At 65.5% G+C, this 15415-nt stretch carries 16 protein-coding genes; 8 read left to right on the top strand and 8 right to left on the bottom strand.

All coding sequences use genetic code 11. From position 1 onward, the window contains the following. The first annotated feature begins 160 nt into the window (after positions 1 to 160). From L1892_RS19255 to L1892_RS19245, 3 genes are all read left to right on the top strand, one after another. Complete coding sequence (locus L1892_RS19255; RefSeq protein WP_235725251.1) at positions 161 to 1378, top strand: 3-ketosteroid-9-alpha-monooxygenase, oxygenase component; 1218 nt, start codon at positions 161 to 163, stop codon at positions 1376 to 1378. Between the two features lie 4 nt (positions 1379 to 1382). After that, positions 1383 to 1784, top strand: coding sequence for a hypothetical protein (locus tag L1892_RS19250; protein WP_235725250.1), 402 nt, complete (start codon positions 1383 to 1385; stop codon positions 1782 to 1784). Between the two features lie 268 nt (positions 1785 to 2052). Next, a complete protein-coding gene (locus tag L1892_RS19245; RefSeq protein WP_235725249.1) occupies positions 2053 to 2556 on the top strand; it encodes a C40 family peptidase in 504 nt (167 codons plus the stop codon). On the opposite strand, the gene L1892_RS19240 is transcribed toward L1892_RS19245, so the two are convergent. After that, on the bottom strand, positions 2531 to 3055 hold the full coding sequence (locus L1892_RS19240; protein ID WP_235725248.1) for a hypothetical protein: 525 nt from the start codon (positions 3053 to 3055) through the stop codon (positions 2531 to 2533). The two genes, L1892_RS19245 and L1892_RS19240, sit on opposite strands and share 26 nt — an antisense overlap. Beyond that, positions 3052 to 3660 (bottom strand): TIGR03086 family metal-binding protein, encoded by a 609-nt coding sequence (locus L1892_RS19235; protein ID WP_235725247.1) that lies wholly within the window; start codon positions 3658 to 3660, stop codon positions 3052 to 3054. The genes L1892_RS19240 and L1892_RS19235 overlap by 4 nt, the downstream gene beginning before the upstream one ends. Positions 3661 to 3815: 155 nt before the next feature. On the opposite strand from L1892_RS19235, the gene L1892_RS19230 reads away from it, so the two are divergent. Next, positions 3816 to 4616: a VOC family protein gene (locus L1892_RS19230; RefSeq protein ID WP_235725246.1), complete on the top strand. Its 801-nt coding sequence runs from the start codon at positions 3816 to 3818 to the stop codon at positions 4614 to 4616. A 1236-nt stretch (positions 4617 to 5852) separates the two neighbouring features. Here the strand turns inward: L1892_RS19230 and dmpG are convergent. The 4 genes from dmpG to L1892_RS19205 form a co-directional block, all read right to left on the bottom strand. Beyond that, positions 5853 to 6929 (bottom strand): 4-hydroxy-2-oxovalerate aldolase, encoded by a 1077-nt coding sequence (gene dmpG, locus L1892_RS19220; RefSeq protein ID WP_235725245.1) that lies wholly within the window; start codon positions 6927 to 6929, stop codon positions 5853 to 5855. Beyond that, positions 6926 to 7831, bottom strand: a complete 906-nt coding sequence (locus L1892_RS19215) for an acetaldehyde dehydrogenase (acetylating) (RefSeq protein ID WP_235725244.1) — start codon at positions 7829 to 7831, stop codon at positions 6926 to 6928. The genes dmpG and L1892_RS19215 overlap by 4 nt, the downstream gene beginning before the upstream one ends. Before the next feature lie 41 nt (positions 7832 to 7872). Then, entirely contained in the window at positions 7873 to 8661 is a 789-nt protein-coding gene (locus tag L1892_RS19210) for a 2-keto-4-pentenoate hydratase (RefSeq protein WP_235725243.1), read from the bottom strand. Between the two features lie 188 nt (positions 8662 to 8849). Beyond that, positions 8850 to 9737 (bottom strand): type IV toxin-antitoxin system AbiEi family antitoxin domain-containing protein, encoded by an 888-nt coding sequence (locus L1892_RS19205; RefSeq protein WP_235725289.1) that lies wholly within the window; start codon positions 9735 to 9737, stop codon positions 8850 to 8852. Between the two features lie 197 nt (positions 9738 to 9934). On the opposite strand from L1892_RS19205, the gene kstD reads away from it, so the two are divergent. Together kstD and chsH3 are read left to right on the top strand one after the other, a co-directional pair. After that, complete coding sequence (kstD, locus tag L1892_RS19200; protein ID WP_235725242.1) at positions 9935 to 11683, top strand: 3-oxosteroid 1-dehydrogenase; 1749 nt, start codon at positions 9935 to 9937, stop codon at positions 11681 to 11683. Positions 11684 to 11686: 3 nt separating this feature from the next. Further along, positions 11687 to 12544: an enoyl-CoA hydratase ChsH3 gene (gene chsH3 / locus L1892_RS19195; protein WP_235725241.1), complete on the top strand. Its 858-nt coding sequence runs from the start codon at positions 11687 to 11689 to the stop codon at positions 12542 to 12544. Positions 12545 to 13039: 495 nt separating this feature from the next. Here chsH3 and L1892_RS19190 read toward each other — a convergent pair whose 3' ends face one another. Then, positions 13040 to 13657 carry a TetR/AcrR family transcriptional regulator gene (locus L1892_RS19190; RefSeq protein ID WP_235725240.1) on the bottom strand — a complete coding sequence of 206 codons (618 nt, stop codon included), beginning with the start codon at positions 13655 to 13657 and terminating at the stop codon, positions 13040 to 13042. 105 nt (positions 13658 to 13762) lie between these two features. Between L1892_RS19190 and L1892_RS25105 the strand changes: the two genes are divergently transcribed. Continuing rightward, positions 13763 to 14620: an SDR family NAD(P)-dependent oxidoreductase gene (locus tag L1892_RS25105; RefSeq protein WP_435948559.1), complete on the top strand. Its 858-nt coding sequence runs from the start codon at positions 13763 to 13765 to the stop codon at positions 14618 to 14620. Between the two features lie 63 nt (positions 14621 to 14683). Continuing rightward, positions 14684 to 15115: a DUF6918 family protein gene (locus L1892_RS19175; protein ID WP_235725239.1), complete on the top strand. Its 432-nt coding sequence runs from the start codon at positions 14684 to 14686 to the stop codon at positions 15113 to 15115. Positions 15116 to 15207: 92 nt separating this feature from the next. Here the strand turns inward: L1892_RS19175 and L1892_RS19170 are convergent, their stop codons facing one another. Beyond that, complete coding sequence (locus tag L1892_RS19170) at positions 15208 to 15348, bottom strand: hypothetical protein (RefSeq protein ID WP_235725238.1); 141 nt, start codon at positions 15346 to 15348, stop codon at positions 15208 to 15210. Positions 15349 to 15415 lie beyond the last annotated feature (67 nt).

The following is a 15415-nucleotide window of genomic DNA, read 5'->3' as shown; positions in this document are numbered from 1 at the left end:
GTTCTCATTTCTGTCGAGCACTGGGACTTTAGGCCCATTTCCTGGTCCGATCATCACCACATGCAGCGATCGACTCGTCATTTTTGTAACATGTTCTAGTATTGGGTTCGTACCGATTCGAGCGGAACGAGCGAATCACACGCCAGAACAGGAGTAACGGATGTCAGCGACCCCCGAGGCGACCGCAGGCGTCACAGCCCACGGCGACGACGTCGCCGTTCGCGAGATCGACACCGGCACGCCCCCTACCCGGTTCGCGCGCGGCTGGCACTGCCTCGGCCTCATCGACGACTTCACCGACGGCAAGCCGCACTCCGTGCACATCTTCGGCACCAAGCTGGTCGTGTGGGCCGATTCGAAGGGCGAGATCAACGTCCTCGACGCCTACTGCCGACACATGGGCGGCGACCTCTCGCAGGGCAGCGTCAAGGACGACAACGTGGCATGCCCGTTCCACGGCTGGTTGTGGAAGGGCAACGGCCGCTGCGCCGGCGTGCCGTACGCCAAGCGCAACCCGAAGCTGGCCAAGACCCGAGCGTGGCCGACTATGACCCGCAACGGTCAGGTGTTCGTCTACAACGATCCCGAGGGCAATCCGCCGCCAGAGGAGTGCATCATCCCCGAGCTCGACGAGGTCGGCTCCGACGAGTGGACTCCGTGGACGTGGAATCGCATCGTCATCGAGGGTTCCAACTGCCGCGAGATCATCGACAATGTCGTCGACATGGCGCACTTCTACTATGTGCACTTCGCCCTGCCCGACTATTTCAAGAACGTGTTCGAGGGCGAGGTCGCCGCGCAGTACATGAACTCGCACGGGCGACCGGACGTCACACTCGGCACCAATTACGGTGACAGCCGGCTGGAGTCGATCGCCGCGTATTACGGCCCGTCGTACATGCTCAACCCGATGGTGCAGTACTACGGCGGTTTCGCGATCGAGACGATCCTGACCAACTGCCACTACCCCATCGACGAGAATTCGTTCGTGCTGATGTACGGCGTGATGGCCAAGGTGCCCGAGGGCCTGACCGCCGAACAGGCCGCGAAGATGGCGTCGAAGATCACCGCCGGCGTCGAAGTCGGATTCTTGCAGGACGTCGAGATCTGGAAGAACAAGACGCGCATCGACAATCCACTCCTCGTCGAGGAGGACGGACCTGTCTATCAGCTGCGCCGCTGGTACGAGCAGTTCTACGTCGACAAGGCCGATGTCGACGAGGAGATGACGCAGCGCTTCGAATACGAGATCGACACGTCGAAGGCCCTGGAGAGCTGGGGCGTGGAGATCCAGGAGAACCTGCGGCGCCAGGAGGAAGAGGCTGCCGAAGAGTCCGGGGCGCCGGCGGCCGCGCCCACAGAGAAGGCGCAGGTGTGAGGCGATGACACGGGCAGCCGCGCGCAAGGTGGCGTCGGGAGGTCGTGGCTGGGCCAAGGCCCCCGACTTCGACGACGATCCCGAGCGCCTGGCTGCCGTGCACGCCGCCACCGAACGCGATCGCGCACACTATCTACGTGGCGGGATGCGCGAAATCGAGTGCCGGTCGTGTCATGCGTGCGTGCTGGTCAAGAAGACCAGCACGTTCCACACCAGCGTGCAGTGGACCGCCGACGCCCGCGAGCGCTGCAACGAACTCGAGCAAGCCGACGATGGGGGCAAGGCCTTGTTACCGGGCGCGATGATGCCGACGTGCCCGCGACTGTCGGCCAGTATCGACCACGGCGTCGCCGAGGGCATCATCCCGCCCGAGTCTCCGGAGAGCGATCCCGACGGGTACTGGTGAGCCCACGCCGCCGTTCCCCCGCGCTCTGCGATCTCCCGCGCCCGGCGTGATCGCCCCGCCCTCCGGGAAGCGCCCCACAGATGCGCCCCCGCCAGAGCCGCCGCGAACATTATGTCGACGGACTCGTTCACCCGGGCGTTTTTATGGGGCGCTTTTCGGACCCGAGACCACAGCTGGGGGCGGCACCGAGCACATGCGTTCACAACCATCTTCACCAATCTCAATCGAAACTTGAGACAAGCGCAGCATCGTCCGTCACTCTGTTGGCATGCACAACATCCGACGCCGCCTCGTCGGTGCGCTGTGCGCGGCAGCCGTCGCGCTGGGCGTCGGCTTCGGAGCAGGGATCCCGGCTCTCGCCGACACCGGGTCCTCGGGCTCCTCCGGCTCCGTCGAGATCTATCTCCCCATCCCGACACCGGCAGGTATGCAGGCGCTCTCTGCTGCCATGACCCAGGTCGGGCGACCCTACAAATGGGGTGGGACGGGCCCGTGGTCATGGGATTGTTCCGGTCTGATGCAGTGGGCGTTCTCCACCGCCGGCATCCGACTACCGCGAACCAGTCAGGAGCAGGCGCGGGTCGGCCATGCGATCCCATTGTCGGCGCTGGCCCCGGGCGACATCATCATCTTCTATCGCGACGCCAGCCACGTCGGCATCTACGCCGGCTTCGGTCAGGTGTTCAACGCCTATGGGCCCAACGGGGCACCGATCGGGTTCACCCCGCTGAATCACTGGTCGTACATCAAGACGATCCGTCGGCTGGGGTGAGGGCAGCCGCCGCGACCAGTCCGATGAGCGCTATCGCGACGATCAGGATGCCGAGCAGGCCGTAGCCCACGTCCACCAACGGTGACTCCACCCGAATCGCATCCTGCACCTGCTGGTCGAACAGATGACCCCCGGGATCGGCCAGTGCCGGGATCGTCACCGCCAACGTCGCGACGGCACCGAGCCCGACGATCGCCACCGCCGGCCACCGCAGTCGCGGGCGCCACCACGCAAGGAGGGACACGACCGTGATGACGGCCCCGAACGTCACCGTCCACAGCCCGGGACGCAGGGTGTGCTCCTCGAGAAATGCGACATCCTCGGCGGTGGCGCCGGGCACCCGAACCCGGCCGAGTCCGGTGATCGACGGCTGCACTCCTTCGTCGGAGATCCCCCACGGGACGAGACTGAAGCCGATCAACAGCAATCCACCGAGTGCAGCGATCGGCCAGGTGAATCGACGGATCGTGGCTCGTGCCCGGTCGGCTCCGTCGCTCATTCCTCCAGGGTGCCATGCGGCCAGAACGGATCGCGGCCGGTCAGACCGGCCAGTCGGTCGATGAGACGGGCGTCGTCGGGGACAGCGACGACGGGCCCGAACATTCCGTCCCGCTCGCTCTGCGGGCCCGGCGGATGGTGGAAGTCGAACACAACCTGGAGGATTTCCTCGGGCAACGCATAGTCGATGCCGATCGCGCGTGCCACATCCCAGCCGTGCAGCACCAGCTCCGACAGGGCAATGGTGCCCATGACCTCGGCCGGGGCCTCGACACCGCCGGCCTGTGTCATACCGTCCCAGGCCTCGGGAGTGTTCCATGCGTCGGCGAGATCCCGCACATGACGACGCAGCGCATCGGGCCAGTCCGGTGCCAGCTCGCTGTGCGCCGGGTCCGGCGGCGTCGATGTCAGCGGGCCGAAGTCCTTTCTTGCGGCCGCGGCGAACGCCTGCGACAACCCGTCGACGTGGCCCAGCAACGCGGCCAGGTCCATCTCGGCGCAGGGACTCGGGCGGCGCAGCATCGCATCGGTGATCGGGTCCGTCATCGCGATCATCTCGTCGGCGGCCACCGAGATCTGCCGGGCGTGGGTGGTGTCGTTGGGCATGTCGGTACTCCTCACGTCGGTTCCACTCATCGGTGTCGACCGATCGGCGGGCCGTTTTTCATCGGTCTGCCGGTTCGCAGCGTGCCTGCGATGACTTTCGGTCACGCTTGAGGTCAGCAGTGGTGTTCTATCCCGAATCCTCGAAAGGATGCATGATGAGCGACTACTCGGCACCGATCGGCGCACCGATCTGGTTCGATCTGATGAGCAGTGACCCCGACAAGGCCGCCGAGTTCTACGGCGCGATCTTCGGGTGGGAAGCGGAGGCGGCCAATCCCGACTTCGCCGGCTATCGCAACTTCCTCAAGAACGGCAAACGGGTCGCCGGATGTGGACCTGTGATGGACCCGTCCGGTCCGTCCGACATCTGGTCGGTGTACTTGCACAGCGCCGATCCGGCCGCCACCGTCGCGGCCGTGGAAAAGGCGGGCGGTTCGATGATGGTGCCGCCGATAGATGTCGGCGACATGGGCACCATGATGGTCGCCACCGACAGCGCGGGTGCGGTGATCGGCTGGTGGAAGCCCAACACCCATCCCGGCTTCCTGGAATGGGGCACCCACGGGACACCGTACTGGTTCGAGTGCCAGAGCAAGGACTACAAGAAATCCATCGAGTTCTACACCGACGTCATCGGCGCGAGGATCGAAGAGGTCGGCACCGGCGGGGACCCGGACGCGGTGGGCCCTGACTTCTACGGACAGGTGTTCGTCGGCGAGAGCTCATACTCCGGGATCATGGACGCGTCCAAGCTCTTTCCGGCCGAGGTACCGTCGTTCTGGCAGGTCTACATCACCGTCGACGACGTGGACGCGACCGTGAAGCAGGTCGAGTCGCTCGGCGGCGGAGTGATGATGGCCGGCGAGGAAACCCCCTACGGCACTCTTGCAGCAGTGACCGACCCGTTCGGGGCGGTGTTCTGTCTGGGGCATCCGCCCGCCGGCTGGGAGGGGTAGCCGTCGGGCTATCGATCGGCGCAGGCTTTGCGCGGGTCAGCTCCGAGGGCGCGAGTCGTCGACGGCCTGCGCGGACCGCGCCGACCTGCGCCATCAAGGTCCACCCGCGTTGTGAATACGATGGCACCGATCCGTGCTGTGCTGCGTCCAACTTCTATGGCACCCTTCCCCACCGATCGCCACGGCCTGATTCACCGCGCCGCCGTCCTCGCCGCCCAGTTCTCCGACGACGACTACCGACACTCACTGCGACAGAAGGAGACGGTGTCGATAGCACGGGGCGTCTGTGTGCCCGCAGCCACGCGTACACCGAGCGAGTGGCACAGACTCAAGGCCATCGCGGCGGCCGTCACGAGCGAGGTCACGCCCGTATTGAGCCATCAGTCGGCGGCCACCGTCCACGGTTTGGAGATGCTGAAACCCAACCTACGACGCGTGCACATGACCACCGGCAACCCGGACGGCGGCTACCGCACCGCCACCCAGCATCGACACGTCGGCACACTCAACGACGACCACATCGTCGAGGTCGACGGCATCCGTGTGACGTCGATCGACCGCACCGCGGTCGACGTGGCGTGCACGAGTTCCATGGGTTTCGCCGGTGCGCTCGCCATTTTCGACTCCGCGATACGCAACGGAGCCGATGGTGAGGTGATGGCTGGGATGCTCCGCGGAAAGCGCCGTGGAGCACAGCACGCACGACGTGCTCTGCACCATGCCGACGGATTGCCGGAAAACCCGGGCGAATCGTGGGGACGCGTCCAGATGATCGAGGCCGGGCTCCCGATTCCGCGGCTTCAGCACGAGGTCGTCGCCGAGGACGGCACTCTCATCGCACGCACCGACTACGACTGGGCGGGCCTGCTGGCCGGCGAGTTCGATGGCAAGGTCAAGTACCAGAAGCATTTACGTCCCGGCGAGACTGCCACCGAAGCGGTCATCCGTGAGAAAGACCGCGAGAACGCGCTGCGACGACGCAACATCTTCGTGGTCCGCTGGATGTGGGACGACCTCGAGAACGGCCGAGTGGTGGGCATGATTCGGGAATGGCTCGCCCGACTGGCCATCGCGGCCCGACGACGGGCGATCGTCGGCTCGAAGGGCGCGGGTCGGCCGGAAACGCGGGTCGGCTCGGATGGCGCGGGTCGGCTCGGAGAACGCAAGCCGTCGACGGCCCGCGCGGACCGAACCGACCCGCGCGACCAAGACGGCCCGCGCAAGGCCGCCGAAGCGTCAGACCCCCGCGTTCGCGTCCTGCTTCTTCTTGAGCTCCAGCGCGATGTCGATCAGCTGGTCCTCTTGCCCACCAACGAGTTTGCGATTGCCGGCCTCGATGAGGATCTCGGCGGCAGAGACGTTGTAGCGTTCGGCGTGGCCCTCGGCGTGTTTGAGAAAGCTGGAGTAGCAGCCAGCGTATCCCATCATCATCGATGATCGATCCACCAGGCATTCGGATGGCATGGCCGGGCGCACGACGTCCTGGGCGGCGTCAGCGATCTTCATGAAGTCGACACCGGTCGTGATACCGAGTTTGTCGCACACGCCGACGAAGGCCTCGGTCGGTGTATTGCCGGCGCCGGCACCGAACCGGCGGATCGAACCGTCGATCTGCTGCGCGCCGGAGCGAATCGCGTTGATGGAGTTGGCGACCGCGATGTCGAGGTTCTCGTGGCCGTGGAAGCCGATCTGCGCGTCGTCGCCGAGTTCGGCGCGTAACGCCTGCACGCGGTAGCTGACATCCTCTAGCACCAGTGCGCCCGCCGAATCCACTACATATACACACTGACAGCCGGCGTCGGCCATGATGCGTGCCTGTTCGGCCAGCTTCTCCGGTGGCTGCGAGTGGCTCATCATCAGGAATCCGACGGTCTCCAACCCGAGATCGCGGGCGAGCCCGAAGTGCTGGATCGACACGTCGGCCTCAGTGCAGTGGGTGGCGATGCGGCAGATCTGCCCACCATTGTCCTGCGCAGCCCGGATATCGTCCTTGGTGCCGAGTCCGGGCAGCATCAGGAACGCGATCTTGGCCTGCTTCGCGGTCTCTGCGGCGGCTTTGATCAGTTGCTGCTCCGGGGTTTTGGAGAAGCCGTAGTTGAACGACGACCCACCGAGTCCGTCCCCGTGGGTCACCTCGATCACCGGCACACCCGACGCGTCGAGCGCGGCGACAATGTCACGCACCTCCTGCTCGGTGAACTGATGACGCTTGTGGTGGCTGCCGTCACGCAACGACGTATCGGTGATGCGGATGTCGAGGGTGTCGGAGTACTTGCGGGCGTTGGCCATCAGATCTGTGGTGGCAGTGCTCATGCCGAGGCTCCCAACTTGGTCTTCGCGATTTCCTCGCCGACCTTGGTGGCGGCGGCGGTCATGATGTCGAGGTTTCCCGAGTACGGCGGCAGGAAATCGCCGGCGCCTTCGACCTCGACGAAGATCGACACCCGGGCATGTCCGCCGTTGATGGCCGAAGGCGGATCGAACTGCGGATCCTGCAACAGCCGATAGCCCGGCACGTACGACTGGATCTCTTTCCCACGCTTGTGGATCGACTCGGCAATCGCGTCGGTGTCGGCGTCCTCAGGAATCGCACAAAAGATGGTGTCGCGCATGATCATCGGCGGATCGGCCGGATTCAGTATGATGATCGCCTTGCCGCGCACGGCGCCGCCGATGGTCTCGATACCCTTCGACGTGGTCTTGGTGAACTCGTCGATGTTGGCGCGGGTACCCGGCCCGGCCGAGACCGATGCGACCGACGCGACGATCTCCGCATACGGCACCGGCACGACCGAGGACACCGCATGCACCATCGGGATGGTGGCCTGACCGCCGCAGGTGATCATATTGGTGTTGGGTGCGTCGAGGTGCTCGCGCAGGTTGGCCGGCGGGACCACGGCGGGGCCGACCGCCGCCGGGGTGAGATCGACCGCGGTGATACCTGCCGCCTCGTACTTGGGCGCATACTCGCGGTGCACGTACGCCGAGGTCGCCTCGAAGATCAGGTCGGGTTTGTCCGACGACCCGAGCAATTCGTCGGCACCACCACTCATGGTGATGAGCCCATGGTCGGCGGCCCGCTTCATCCCCTCGGAGTCGGCGTCGATGCCGACCATCCAGCGAGGTTCGATGACCTCGGAGCGTTGCAGCTTGTACATCAGGTCGGTGCCGATGTTGCCCGACCCGATGATGGCTGCGGTCAGCTTGGCTGCCACGTGCGCCTCCTGTTTCTTGACATGTCGAAAGTCGTTGATGGTCAGTCGAAATCGAGAGTGACCGACCCGAGGCCGGCGAACTCGGCCACGAAATGGTCACCCGAGCTGATATCGATCGCACGGGTCGCGGTACCAGGCAGAATCACATCTCCCTTGCGCAGCCGCACCCCGAAGCTCTCCACCTTGCGCGCCAACCACGACACAGCATTGAGCGGGTGGCCGAGCACCGCCGACGAATTGCCCTTCGCCACGATCTCCCCATTACGGTGCAACACCGCGTCGATGTCGCCGGTGTCGATCTCGCTGATCGGGACACGCTGCTCCCCCAGGATCCAACCGCACGACGACGCGTTGTCGGCGATCGTGTCGCACAGCGTGATCTTCCAATCAGTGATCCGCGAGTCGATCAGTTCGATCGACGGCACCACCCACTCCACGGCGTCGATCACGTCGTCGTTGGTACATCCCGCACCGGGTAGGTCCTTGCCGAGGATGAACCCGACCTCGACCTCCACCCGCGGAAAGCACAGTTTCGCGGCGTCTATCGGGGTCTTCTCGAAGTACTGCATCTCGTCGAGCAGATGCCCGTAGTCCGGCTCGTCGACGTTCATCATCTTCTGCATGGCCTCCGACGCGAGGCCCACCTTGTGCCCGGCGACCTTCGCGCCGGCGTCCAGGCGTTTGCGGATGTTGATCAGCTGGATCTCGTAGGCGTCGACGACGTCGAGGCCCGCGTGGGAGTCCGTAGGCCGATCGATCGCCACCGCCGACTGCTCCGCGTTCCACAGATCGGCCGCGATCTGCTCGCGTATTGCCTGGTCGACCGCCACGTGGTCTCCTTCTCGGTAGAATGAACGGGTTCTAGTTTAGAACATGTTGCAGTTGTGCGACATGCCCCGCCATCAACCCCACCAGACAACGGGCACCCTTCGCCCGTCCCCGACCACTCAGTGGGAGCCAACACCGTTCTGACCACGCGGCAGATGTAGCGGGAATCGGCTCCCGGCGACGATTCCCGCTACACCTGCGTGGAGGCAGCGGCCGAGAGCGCAGCCACGACCCTGGCGATCACGTCGTCGGGGTGGTTGACGAGGTCGTTCCAGGTGAAGTTGAGTACCGTCCAGCCGGCGGCGATGAGGTCATTGCGGCGAGTGCGGTCGTTCTGGAATGCATCGGCGTCACGGTGATAGGCCATTCCGTCGATCTCGACAGCGACACGCTCGGCGACGAACGCGAAATCGATGATGTACCGCCCGCTCGAATAGTTGGCGATCCAACCGGTGATGCCGGCCGATTCGAACAAACCGACCGTCAACCGCTCGGCCGAGGAGCGCGCGCCCGAGCCGACGCCCTCGAGCAGGCGTCCCATCGCCGTCGCCCCGACGGTCCCGCGCCTCCTGTCGTACACGGCCCGAAGTTGCCGCTCGGACACACGGCGCAGGAGCAGTGCCCGATCTAGAACGGATACGTCGCCTTCGACTGCGCCCTCGAGAACGGACAACGGCAATCCCGTCACCATGAGGTGGGAACGTTCGACCGCATCACGACCATCGAGACGACGACGAACAGCCCGGACGCCGGGTACACGCTTCACGTGGCCACCGGGAGTGGCGGTGACCGTGACGGTCGCCGGCGGCGAGTTGGCGACGCCATGCCAGTAGGCGGCACCCAGTCCGGACAGAATCGCGGTGCCACCCATTCTGAGAACCGCGATACGGATCGTGCTGCGCGGGGTGACCGGGTGATCGGCGAGACGGTAGATGCCGTAGGCCTCCCGCACCCAATCGCCCGACCCAACCAGCCTGCGCAGCGCCGAGTTGTCGAGACCGTGTACATCGGCCTCTGCCGCGGTCACCACCCCATCACGTTCGAGCGCGAACTGGCGGAGTTGCTTGCTCAACTTCACCCGATTTTGACGCACCAGCCCACCGACCGGTTCCCCGCCCCGGCACGCTGTGCAGACGTAGCCAGAATCGGCACCCACCGACGATTCCCGCTACGTCTGCGGCGGGTGCCGGCCGCGGCCTCTGGCGCCACATTTCTGCAACGTGTTCTAATTCTAGGTGAGAACACGTTCCACCCGTGGCGCATGAAGGGACTTCCATGGCCGGCGCGACCGAACCGACAGAGACCACCACCTCCCCGCAGACCAACACCGAGGCCTACGACGTGATCGTCGTGGGCGCCGGAGCGGCCGGACTCAGCGCGGCCATCACCGCGGCTGCGAGCGGCCTGAAAACCGTGATCATCGAGAAGTCCCCGTACTGGGGTGGCTCGACGTCACGGTCGGGTGGCGGCGTGTGGATTCCGAACAACTCGGTACTGAAGCGCGACGGCGTCGACGACACCGTCGACCGGGCCCGCGAGTACGTGCACACGATCATCGGCGAACACGCGCCCTCGGAGAAGATCGACGCCTACATCGATCGCGGCCCCGAGGCGCTCGATTTCTTGATGAAGCACGCGCCACTGGAACTCGAATGGGTCAAGAACTACTCCGACTATTACCCGGAGGCGCCGGGTGGCAGGCTCGGCGGACGATCGGTGGAGCCTCGTCCCTTCGACGCCCGGGCGTTGGGCGATGATCTGCAGACACTGCATCCGCAATACACCAAGGCGCCACTGAACATGGTGGTGCTGCAGTCGGACTACCGCTGGCTCAACACCGGGCTGCGGCATTGGCGTGGCCCGTTGCGGATGGCGAAGGTCGGTAGCCGATTCTTCTGGGCCCGTTCCCGCGGTAAGAAGCTGATCGCGATGGGTGCCGCTCTGGCAGCAGAATTGCTGCTCGGGGTACGGAAGCTCGGTGTGCCGCTGAAGCTCAACACCGGCCTGACCGATCTGCTCACCGAGGACGGCCGGGTGGTCGGGGTGCTGGCCGAATCCGAGGGCACCCAATTCGCCATCCACGCTCGTCACGGCGTGATCCTCGCCTGCGGCGGTTTCGAGCACAATGCCGAGATGCGGCAGAAGTATCAGCGCGAGCCGATCGGCTCGGACTGGACCACCGGCGCCCCGTCCAACACCGGCGACGGCATCACCGCGGGGCTCAAGGTCGGTGCGGCGGTGTCATTGATGGACGACTCCTGGTGGGGCCCGACGATCCCGCTGCCGCGCGGACCGTGGTTCGCGTTGTCCGAACGAGCCGTGCCGGGCACGTTCATGGTCAACGAACGCGGCGAGCGGTTCATGAACGAATCACTGCCCTATGTGGAGGCCGTGCACCAAATGTACGGCGGCGACTTCGGACAGGGCGACGGCCCGGGTGAGAACGTGCCGTCGTGGCTGATCATGGATCAGACCTGCCGTAATCGGTACCTGTTCGCGGGCGTCAATGCGCGCCAGCCACTCCCGAAGAAATGGTTCGAGGCCGGGGTTGTGGTCAGAGCCGGGTCGATCCGTGAGCTAGCCGACAAGATCGGCGTCCCGGCCGACACCCTGGCGAACACCACCGAGCGGTTCAACGGTTTCGCCCGCTCCGGGGTCGACGCCGACTTCGGACGCGGTAAGAGCGGCTACGACCACTACTACGGCGACATCACCAACAAGCCGAACCCAAGCCTGGGCGCGTTGACCAAGGCACCGTTCTACGCGGTCAAGATGGTGCCCGGCGACCTGGGCACCAAGGGCGGCATCGACACCGACGCCAGCGGCCGCGCACTGCGGGCCGACGGTTCGGTGATCGAGGGTTTGTATGCCGCCGGCAACACCAGCGCGCCGGTGATGGGCCACACCTATGCCGGGCCCGGCGCCACCATCGGCCCCGCGCTGGTCTTCGGCTATCTCGCCGCGCTCGACGCTGCGTCGAAGTCCACGGCCACCAGCACGCCCGCGAACAGCACAGGAGCCTGAACCATGCCCATCGACCCCGCCGTCGCGATCGGCGCCGAACTCCCCGAGATCAGCTTCCAGTGGTCGGCCTCAGATGTCGCGCTCTATCATCTCGCGGTCGGTGCGGCCGCCGATCCGATGGACACCGCGGGGCTCGCCTACGTCGACGATGTCTCACCCAAGGTGCTGCCATCGTTCGCCACCGTGGCCGCGTCATTCCATGCGACCGAACCGCCGAAGGTCGCATTCCCCGGCATCGACATCGACCTGGCCAAGGTGGTGCACGGCAGCCAGCAGGTGACCGCCCACCGGCCACTGCCGGCGAGTGGGAAGGCCACCACCCGCACCACCATCGCCGAGGTCCAGGACAAGGGTTCGGCTGCGGTGGTCATCCAGGAGTCGGTCACCACCGACGACTCGGGCCAGCCACTGTGGACTTCGCGCTCATCAATCTTCGCCAAGGGCGAGGGCGGCTTCGGCGGCGAACGTGGATCGTCGAACAAGGTCGCGTATCCGGATCGCGAACCGGACCATCGTCTTTCGGTGCCGACGCTCCCGCAACAGGCGCTGCTGTATCGCCTCTGCGGTGACCGAAATCCGTTGCACAGCGATCCGGAATTCGCTGCCGCGGCAGGCTTTCCACGACCGATCCTGCACGGCCTGTGCACCTACGGCACCGTCTGCCGTGCGGTCACCGACGCCGTGCTCGACGGCGACGTGGCGGCGGTACGTGACTACTCATCAACCTTCGCCGGCGTCGTGTTCCCCGGCGAGACATTGAATGTCAAGGTCTGGGATGAGAACGGAGAGTTGCTGATCACCGCGACCGTCGCCGACCGCGACGACGCGCCTGCACTCGGGAATGTGGTGTTGGCGCTCTGAGCGTGAGCCCGCTGGTCGAGTGGTAACGGGTTGACCAACCGCAGGTCGAGTAGCGACAACCCAAGTGACCAACCGCAGGTCGAGTAGCGACGAACGGAGTGAGGAGCGTATCGAGACCAGGTGACGTGGTCTCGATACGCCCTCGGCTAGCGCCTCGGACTACTCGACCACCGGGAAAGCCCGGCGCCCCGCACAAATCGCCCACCGAGAACGCCCAGCCCTCCCGAACAAACCGGCCACCGGGAAAGCCCGCCGACCCGAACAAATCGACACCGGGAAAGCCCGGCGCCCCGCACAAATCGACCACCGAGAACGCCCAGCCCTCCCGAACACACCGGCCACCGGGAAAGCCCGCCGCCCCGCACACACCGGCCACCGAGAACGCCCGCCGACCCGAACAATCGACCCCGAGATAGGCTCCCACACAAGGAGATCAGGCGCCTCAACCGCTGATCGAGTAGGCTCCGAGCCGCCAGGCGAGGAACCGTATCGAGATCAGTCACCTCGCGGCAGCATATCGACCAACTCCCCCAATTCGCCGTCGCCGGGCACCTGCTGCCCGAAGACAATGCGGTACAGCAGAAATCCGGCCCACCCGTCGACCACGACGTCCACCGGCAACGACTCCGGCAGCAACCCGGCAGCAACCCAGCGCTGCAGCATGCGCAGGCCCGGGCCACGTCGGGCCCGCAGGATGTCCCGCAGGCCGGCTTCTCCCTCCTGCCCACGTTCAGCCAGTGCACTGGCCACCACCGACGGATCGCCGAGCAGGGTGAGTGTCTCGACGATCTCCCGGAGGTAGGCCAGCACGTCGGTGCGCAACTCACCGGTGTCCGGCGTCGGCGGCTCGGCCAGTTCGTCGGCGAAGGCATCGGTGATGACCGATGCCCGATTGGGCCAACGCCGATACAGCGTCGCCTTGCCCACCCGCGCACGCCGCGCGATCGATTCCATTGTCACCTGGTGATAGCCGAGCTCACCCACCAGTTCACGCGCTGCGGCCAGTACCCGGTTGTCGACGTGCGGGTCGCGCGGGCGCCCGCGTCCGCGCTGGGCCCCGACGGCGTCACCGCCGATGCAGTCTGCAGACTCGCTGCTCGTTCCGGACGTCACCCTCGTATTCAACACCCGGAAATATCGGAACGCTACGTCTCGTTATTGTGGGTGTAGGCGGCCCGCCACCGCGACGGACCGATTTCGCGAAGGAAGGGACTTTCCATGACCACACGTTTCACCGACAAGGTCGTTCTCATCACCGGCGCCGGTTCGGGCCTCGGCCGCGCCGCGGCCCTCCAACTCGCCTCCGAAGGCGCGTCACTGTCACTGATCGACGTCAGCGAGGCCGGACTCGCCGACACGGCTGCGCAGGTGACCGAGATCGCCTCGGGCACCAAAGTGCTGCAGCTAGTCGCGGACGTCAGCAACGAGTCCGATGTCGAGTCCTACGTGCAGAAGACGGTCGAGGCGTTCGGTCGTATCGACGGCTTCTTCAACAACGCCGGCATCGAGGGCAAGCAGAACCTGACCGAGGATTTCGGGTCCGAGGAATTCGACAAGGTGGTGTCGATCAATCTGCGGGGCGTATTCCTGGGCCTCAAGTATGTGCTGGCAGTGATGAAGGATCAGGGGGCGGGACATGTCGTCAACACGGCGTCCGTCGGAGGCATCCGCGGTGTGGGGAACCAGTCCGGCTACGCGGCCGCCAAGCACGGCGTGGTGGGCCTGACCCGCAATTCCGGGATCGAGTACGGCCAGTACGGCATCACAGTCACCGCCATCGCTCCCGGCGCGATCATGACCCCCATGGTCGAGGGGGTCACTCAAGCAGATCGACCCGGACAACTGGGAAGAGGCTGGCCGTCAGTTCGTCAGCGCGAATCCGATGCAGCGGTTCGGACGCCCAGAGGAGGTCGGCCACCTCGTCGCGTTCCTGCTGTCCGACGACGCCTCGTTCATCAACGCCACCACCATTCCGATCGACGGCGGACAGTCCGAGAAGTACTGACCCCCGACACCTCCCGTGGTTCTCACCACACCGTGGTGGGCGTCGTCCCGGAACGACGAATCGGACAGTAGTCTCGACGCGGACCATCCGCAGTCAAACCCCGCCCGAACCGGGCGATCCCGCGAGGAGACCTGATGAGTGATTCGCTGCAGTCCTTACTCGACACCAACCGCCCGGCCGTGGTGGCCGACCTCGTCGACGTCATCGACGCCGAGGTCGCGGATCAGAAGGGACTCGGCGGCGCTGCAGTCAAGACCGCCTACGCCGCCGCGCAGAAGGTGAAGCCGGGTGTGGTCACCTCGGCGACCAACCTGTTGCTACCCGATTTCCTGACCGCGCTGCAGCCGTTCTGGGATAACAAGCCGGCCGACGTATCGTTCGCCGACCATCTGGCCGCCAACAGCGATGCGGCCGCCGAAGCGCTGTTGACCGTCACCGACGATCAAACGGCCACGGCCCGCCCTGCACTCGCCAAGGCCTACGGCTCGCTACGCGGAAAGGCCAAGGGGTATGTCGCGGCGTCACTTCCGCGGGTAGGCGCGGCGATCGAGAAGCACGCCGGCTAGCACGTCACGAATCCGACCCACGCGTCCATCGACCAGCCGTGACGGTTGATCGGTGGGCGCTGTCGTATGCGCTTGCGCCCAGCGGCGGCTGGTCAGGCGGCCGAGGTGACGATGAGCAGCAGGCCGACGACGACGGCGATCAACGCGCCGAGCATCGACAACACCCGCCACACATGCACCCGCGCCGGTGTGTAGTCGGAACGTTGGGAAGAGGCGACTTGTGGTGACGCCATGACTTCTCACTTTCAGTAGTCCGGGTCAACGCTGACCAACTGGACGGCGATCACCGGTCTTGGTACT

Origin of the sequence: Gordonia tangerina, from assembly GCF_021556435.1 — a bacterium.
Lineage (GTDB): Bacteria > Actinomycetota > Actinomycetes > Mycobacteriales > Mycobacteriaceae > Gordonia > Gordonia tangerina.
Note: the sequence above shows the minus strand (reverse complement) of the source record. Positions and strands in the feature narration are given on the sequence as shown.

What these genes read in the sequence shown, in the direction of transcription:
- L1892_RS19170 (WP_235725238.1), bottom strand. Translation starts at nt 15,348, where the DNA reads ATGGCGTCACCACAAGTCGCCTCTTCCCAACGTTCCGACTACACACCG.
- L1892_RS19250 (WP_235725250.1), top strand. Translation starts at nt 1,383, where the DNA reads ATGACACGGGCAGCCGCGCGCAAGGTGGCGTCGGGAGGTCGTGGCTGG.
- L1892_RS19245 (WP_235725249.1), top strand. Translation starts at nt 2,053, where the DNA reads ATGCACAACATCCGACGCCGCCTCGTCGGTGCGCTGTGCGCGGCAGCC.
- kstD (WP_235725242.1), top strand. Translation starts at nt 9,935, where the DNA reads ATGGCCGGCGCGACCGAACCGACAGAGACCACCACCTCCCCGCAGACC.
- L1892_RS19240 (WP_235725248.1), bottom strand. Translation starts at nt 3,055, where the DNA reads ATGAGCGACGGAGCCGACCGGGCACGAGCCACGATCCGTCGATTCACC.
- L1892_RS19230 (WP_235725246.1), top strand. Translation starts at nt 3,816, where the DNA reads ATGAGCGACTACTCGGCACCGATCGGCGCACCGATCTGGTTCGATCTG.
- L1892_RS19255 (WP_235725251.1), top strand. Translation starts at nt 161, where the DNA reads ATGTCAGCGACCCCCGAGGCGACCGCAGGCGTCACAGCCCACGGCGAC.
- dmpG (WP_235725245.1), bottom strand. Translation starts at nt 6,929, where the DNA reads ATGAGCACTGCCACCACAGATCTGATGGCCAACGCCCGCAAGTACTCC.
- L1892_RS19235 (WP_235725247.1), bottom strand. Translation starts at nt 3,660, where the DNA reads ATGCCCAACGACACCACCCACGCCCGGCAGATCTCGGTGGCCGCCGAC.
- L1892_RS19175 (WP_235725239.1), top strand. Translation starts at nt 14,684, where the DNA reads ATGAGTGATTCGCTGCAGTCCTTACTCGACACCAACCGCCCGGCCGTG.
- L1892_RS25105 (WP_435948559.1), top strand. Translation starts at nt 13,763, where the DNA reads ATGACCACACGTTTCACCGACAAGGTCGTTCTCATCACCGGCGCCGGT.
- chsH3 (WP_235725241.1), top strand. Translation starts at nt 11,687, where the DNA reads ATGCCCATCGACCCCGCCGTCGCGATCGGCGCCGAACTCCCCGAGATC.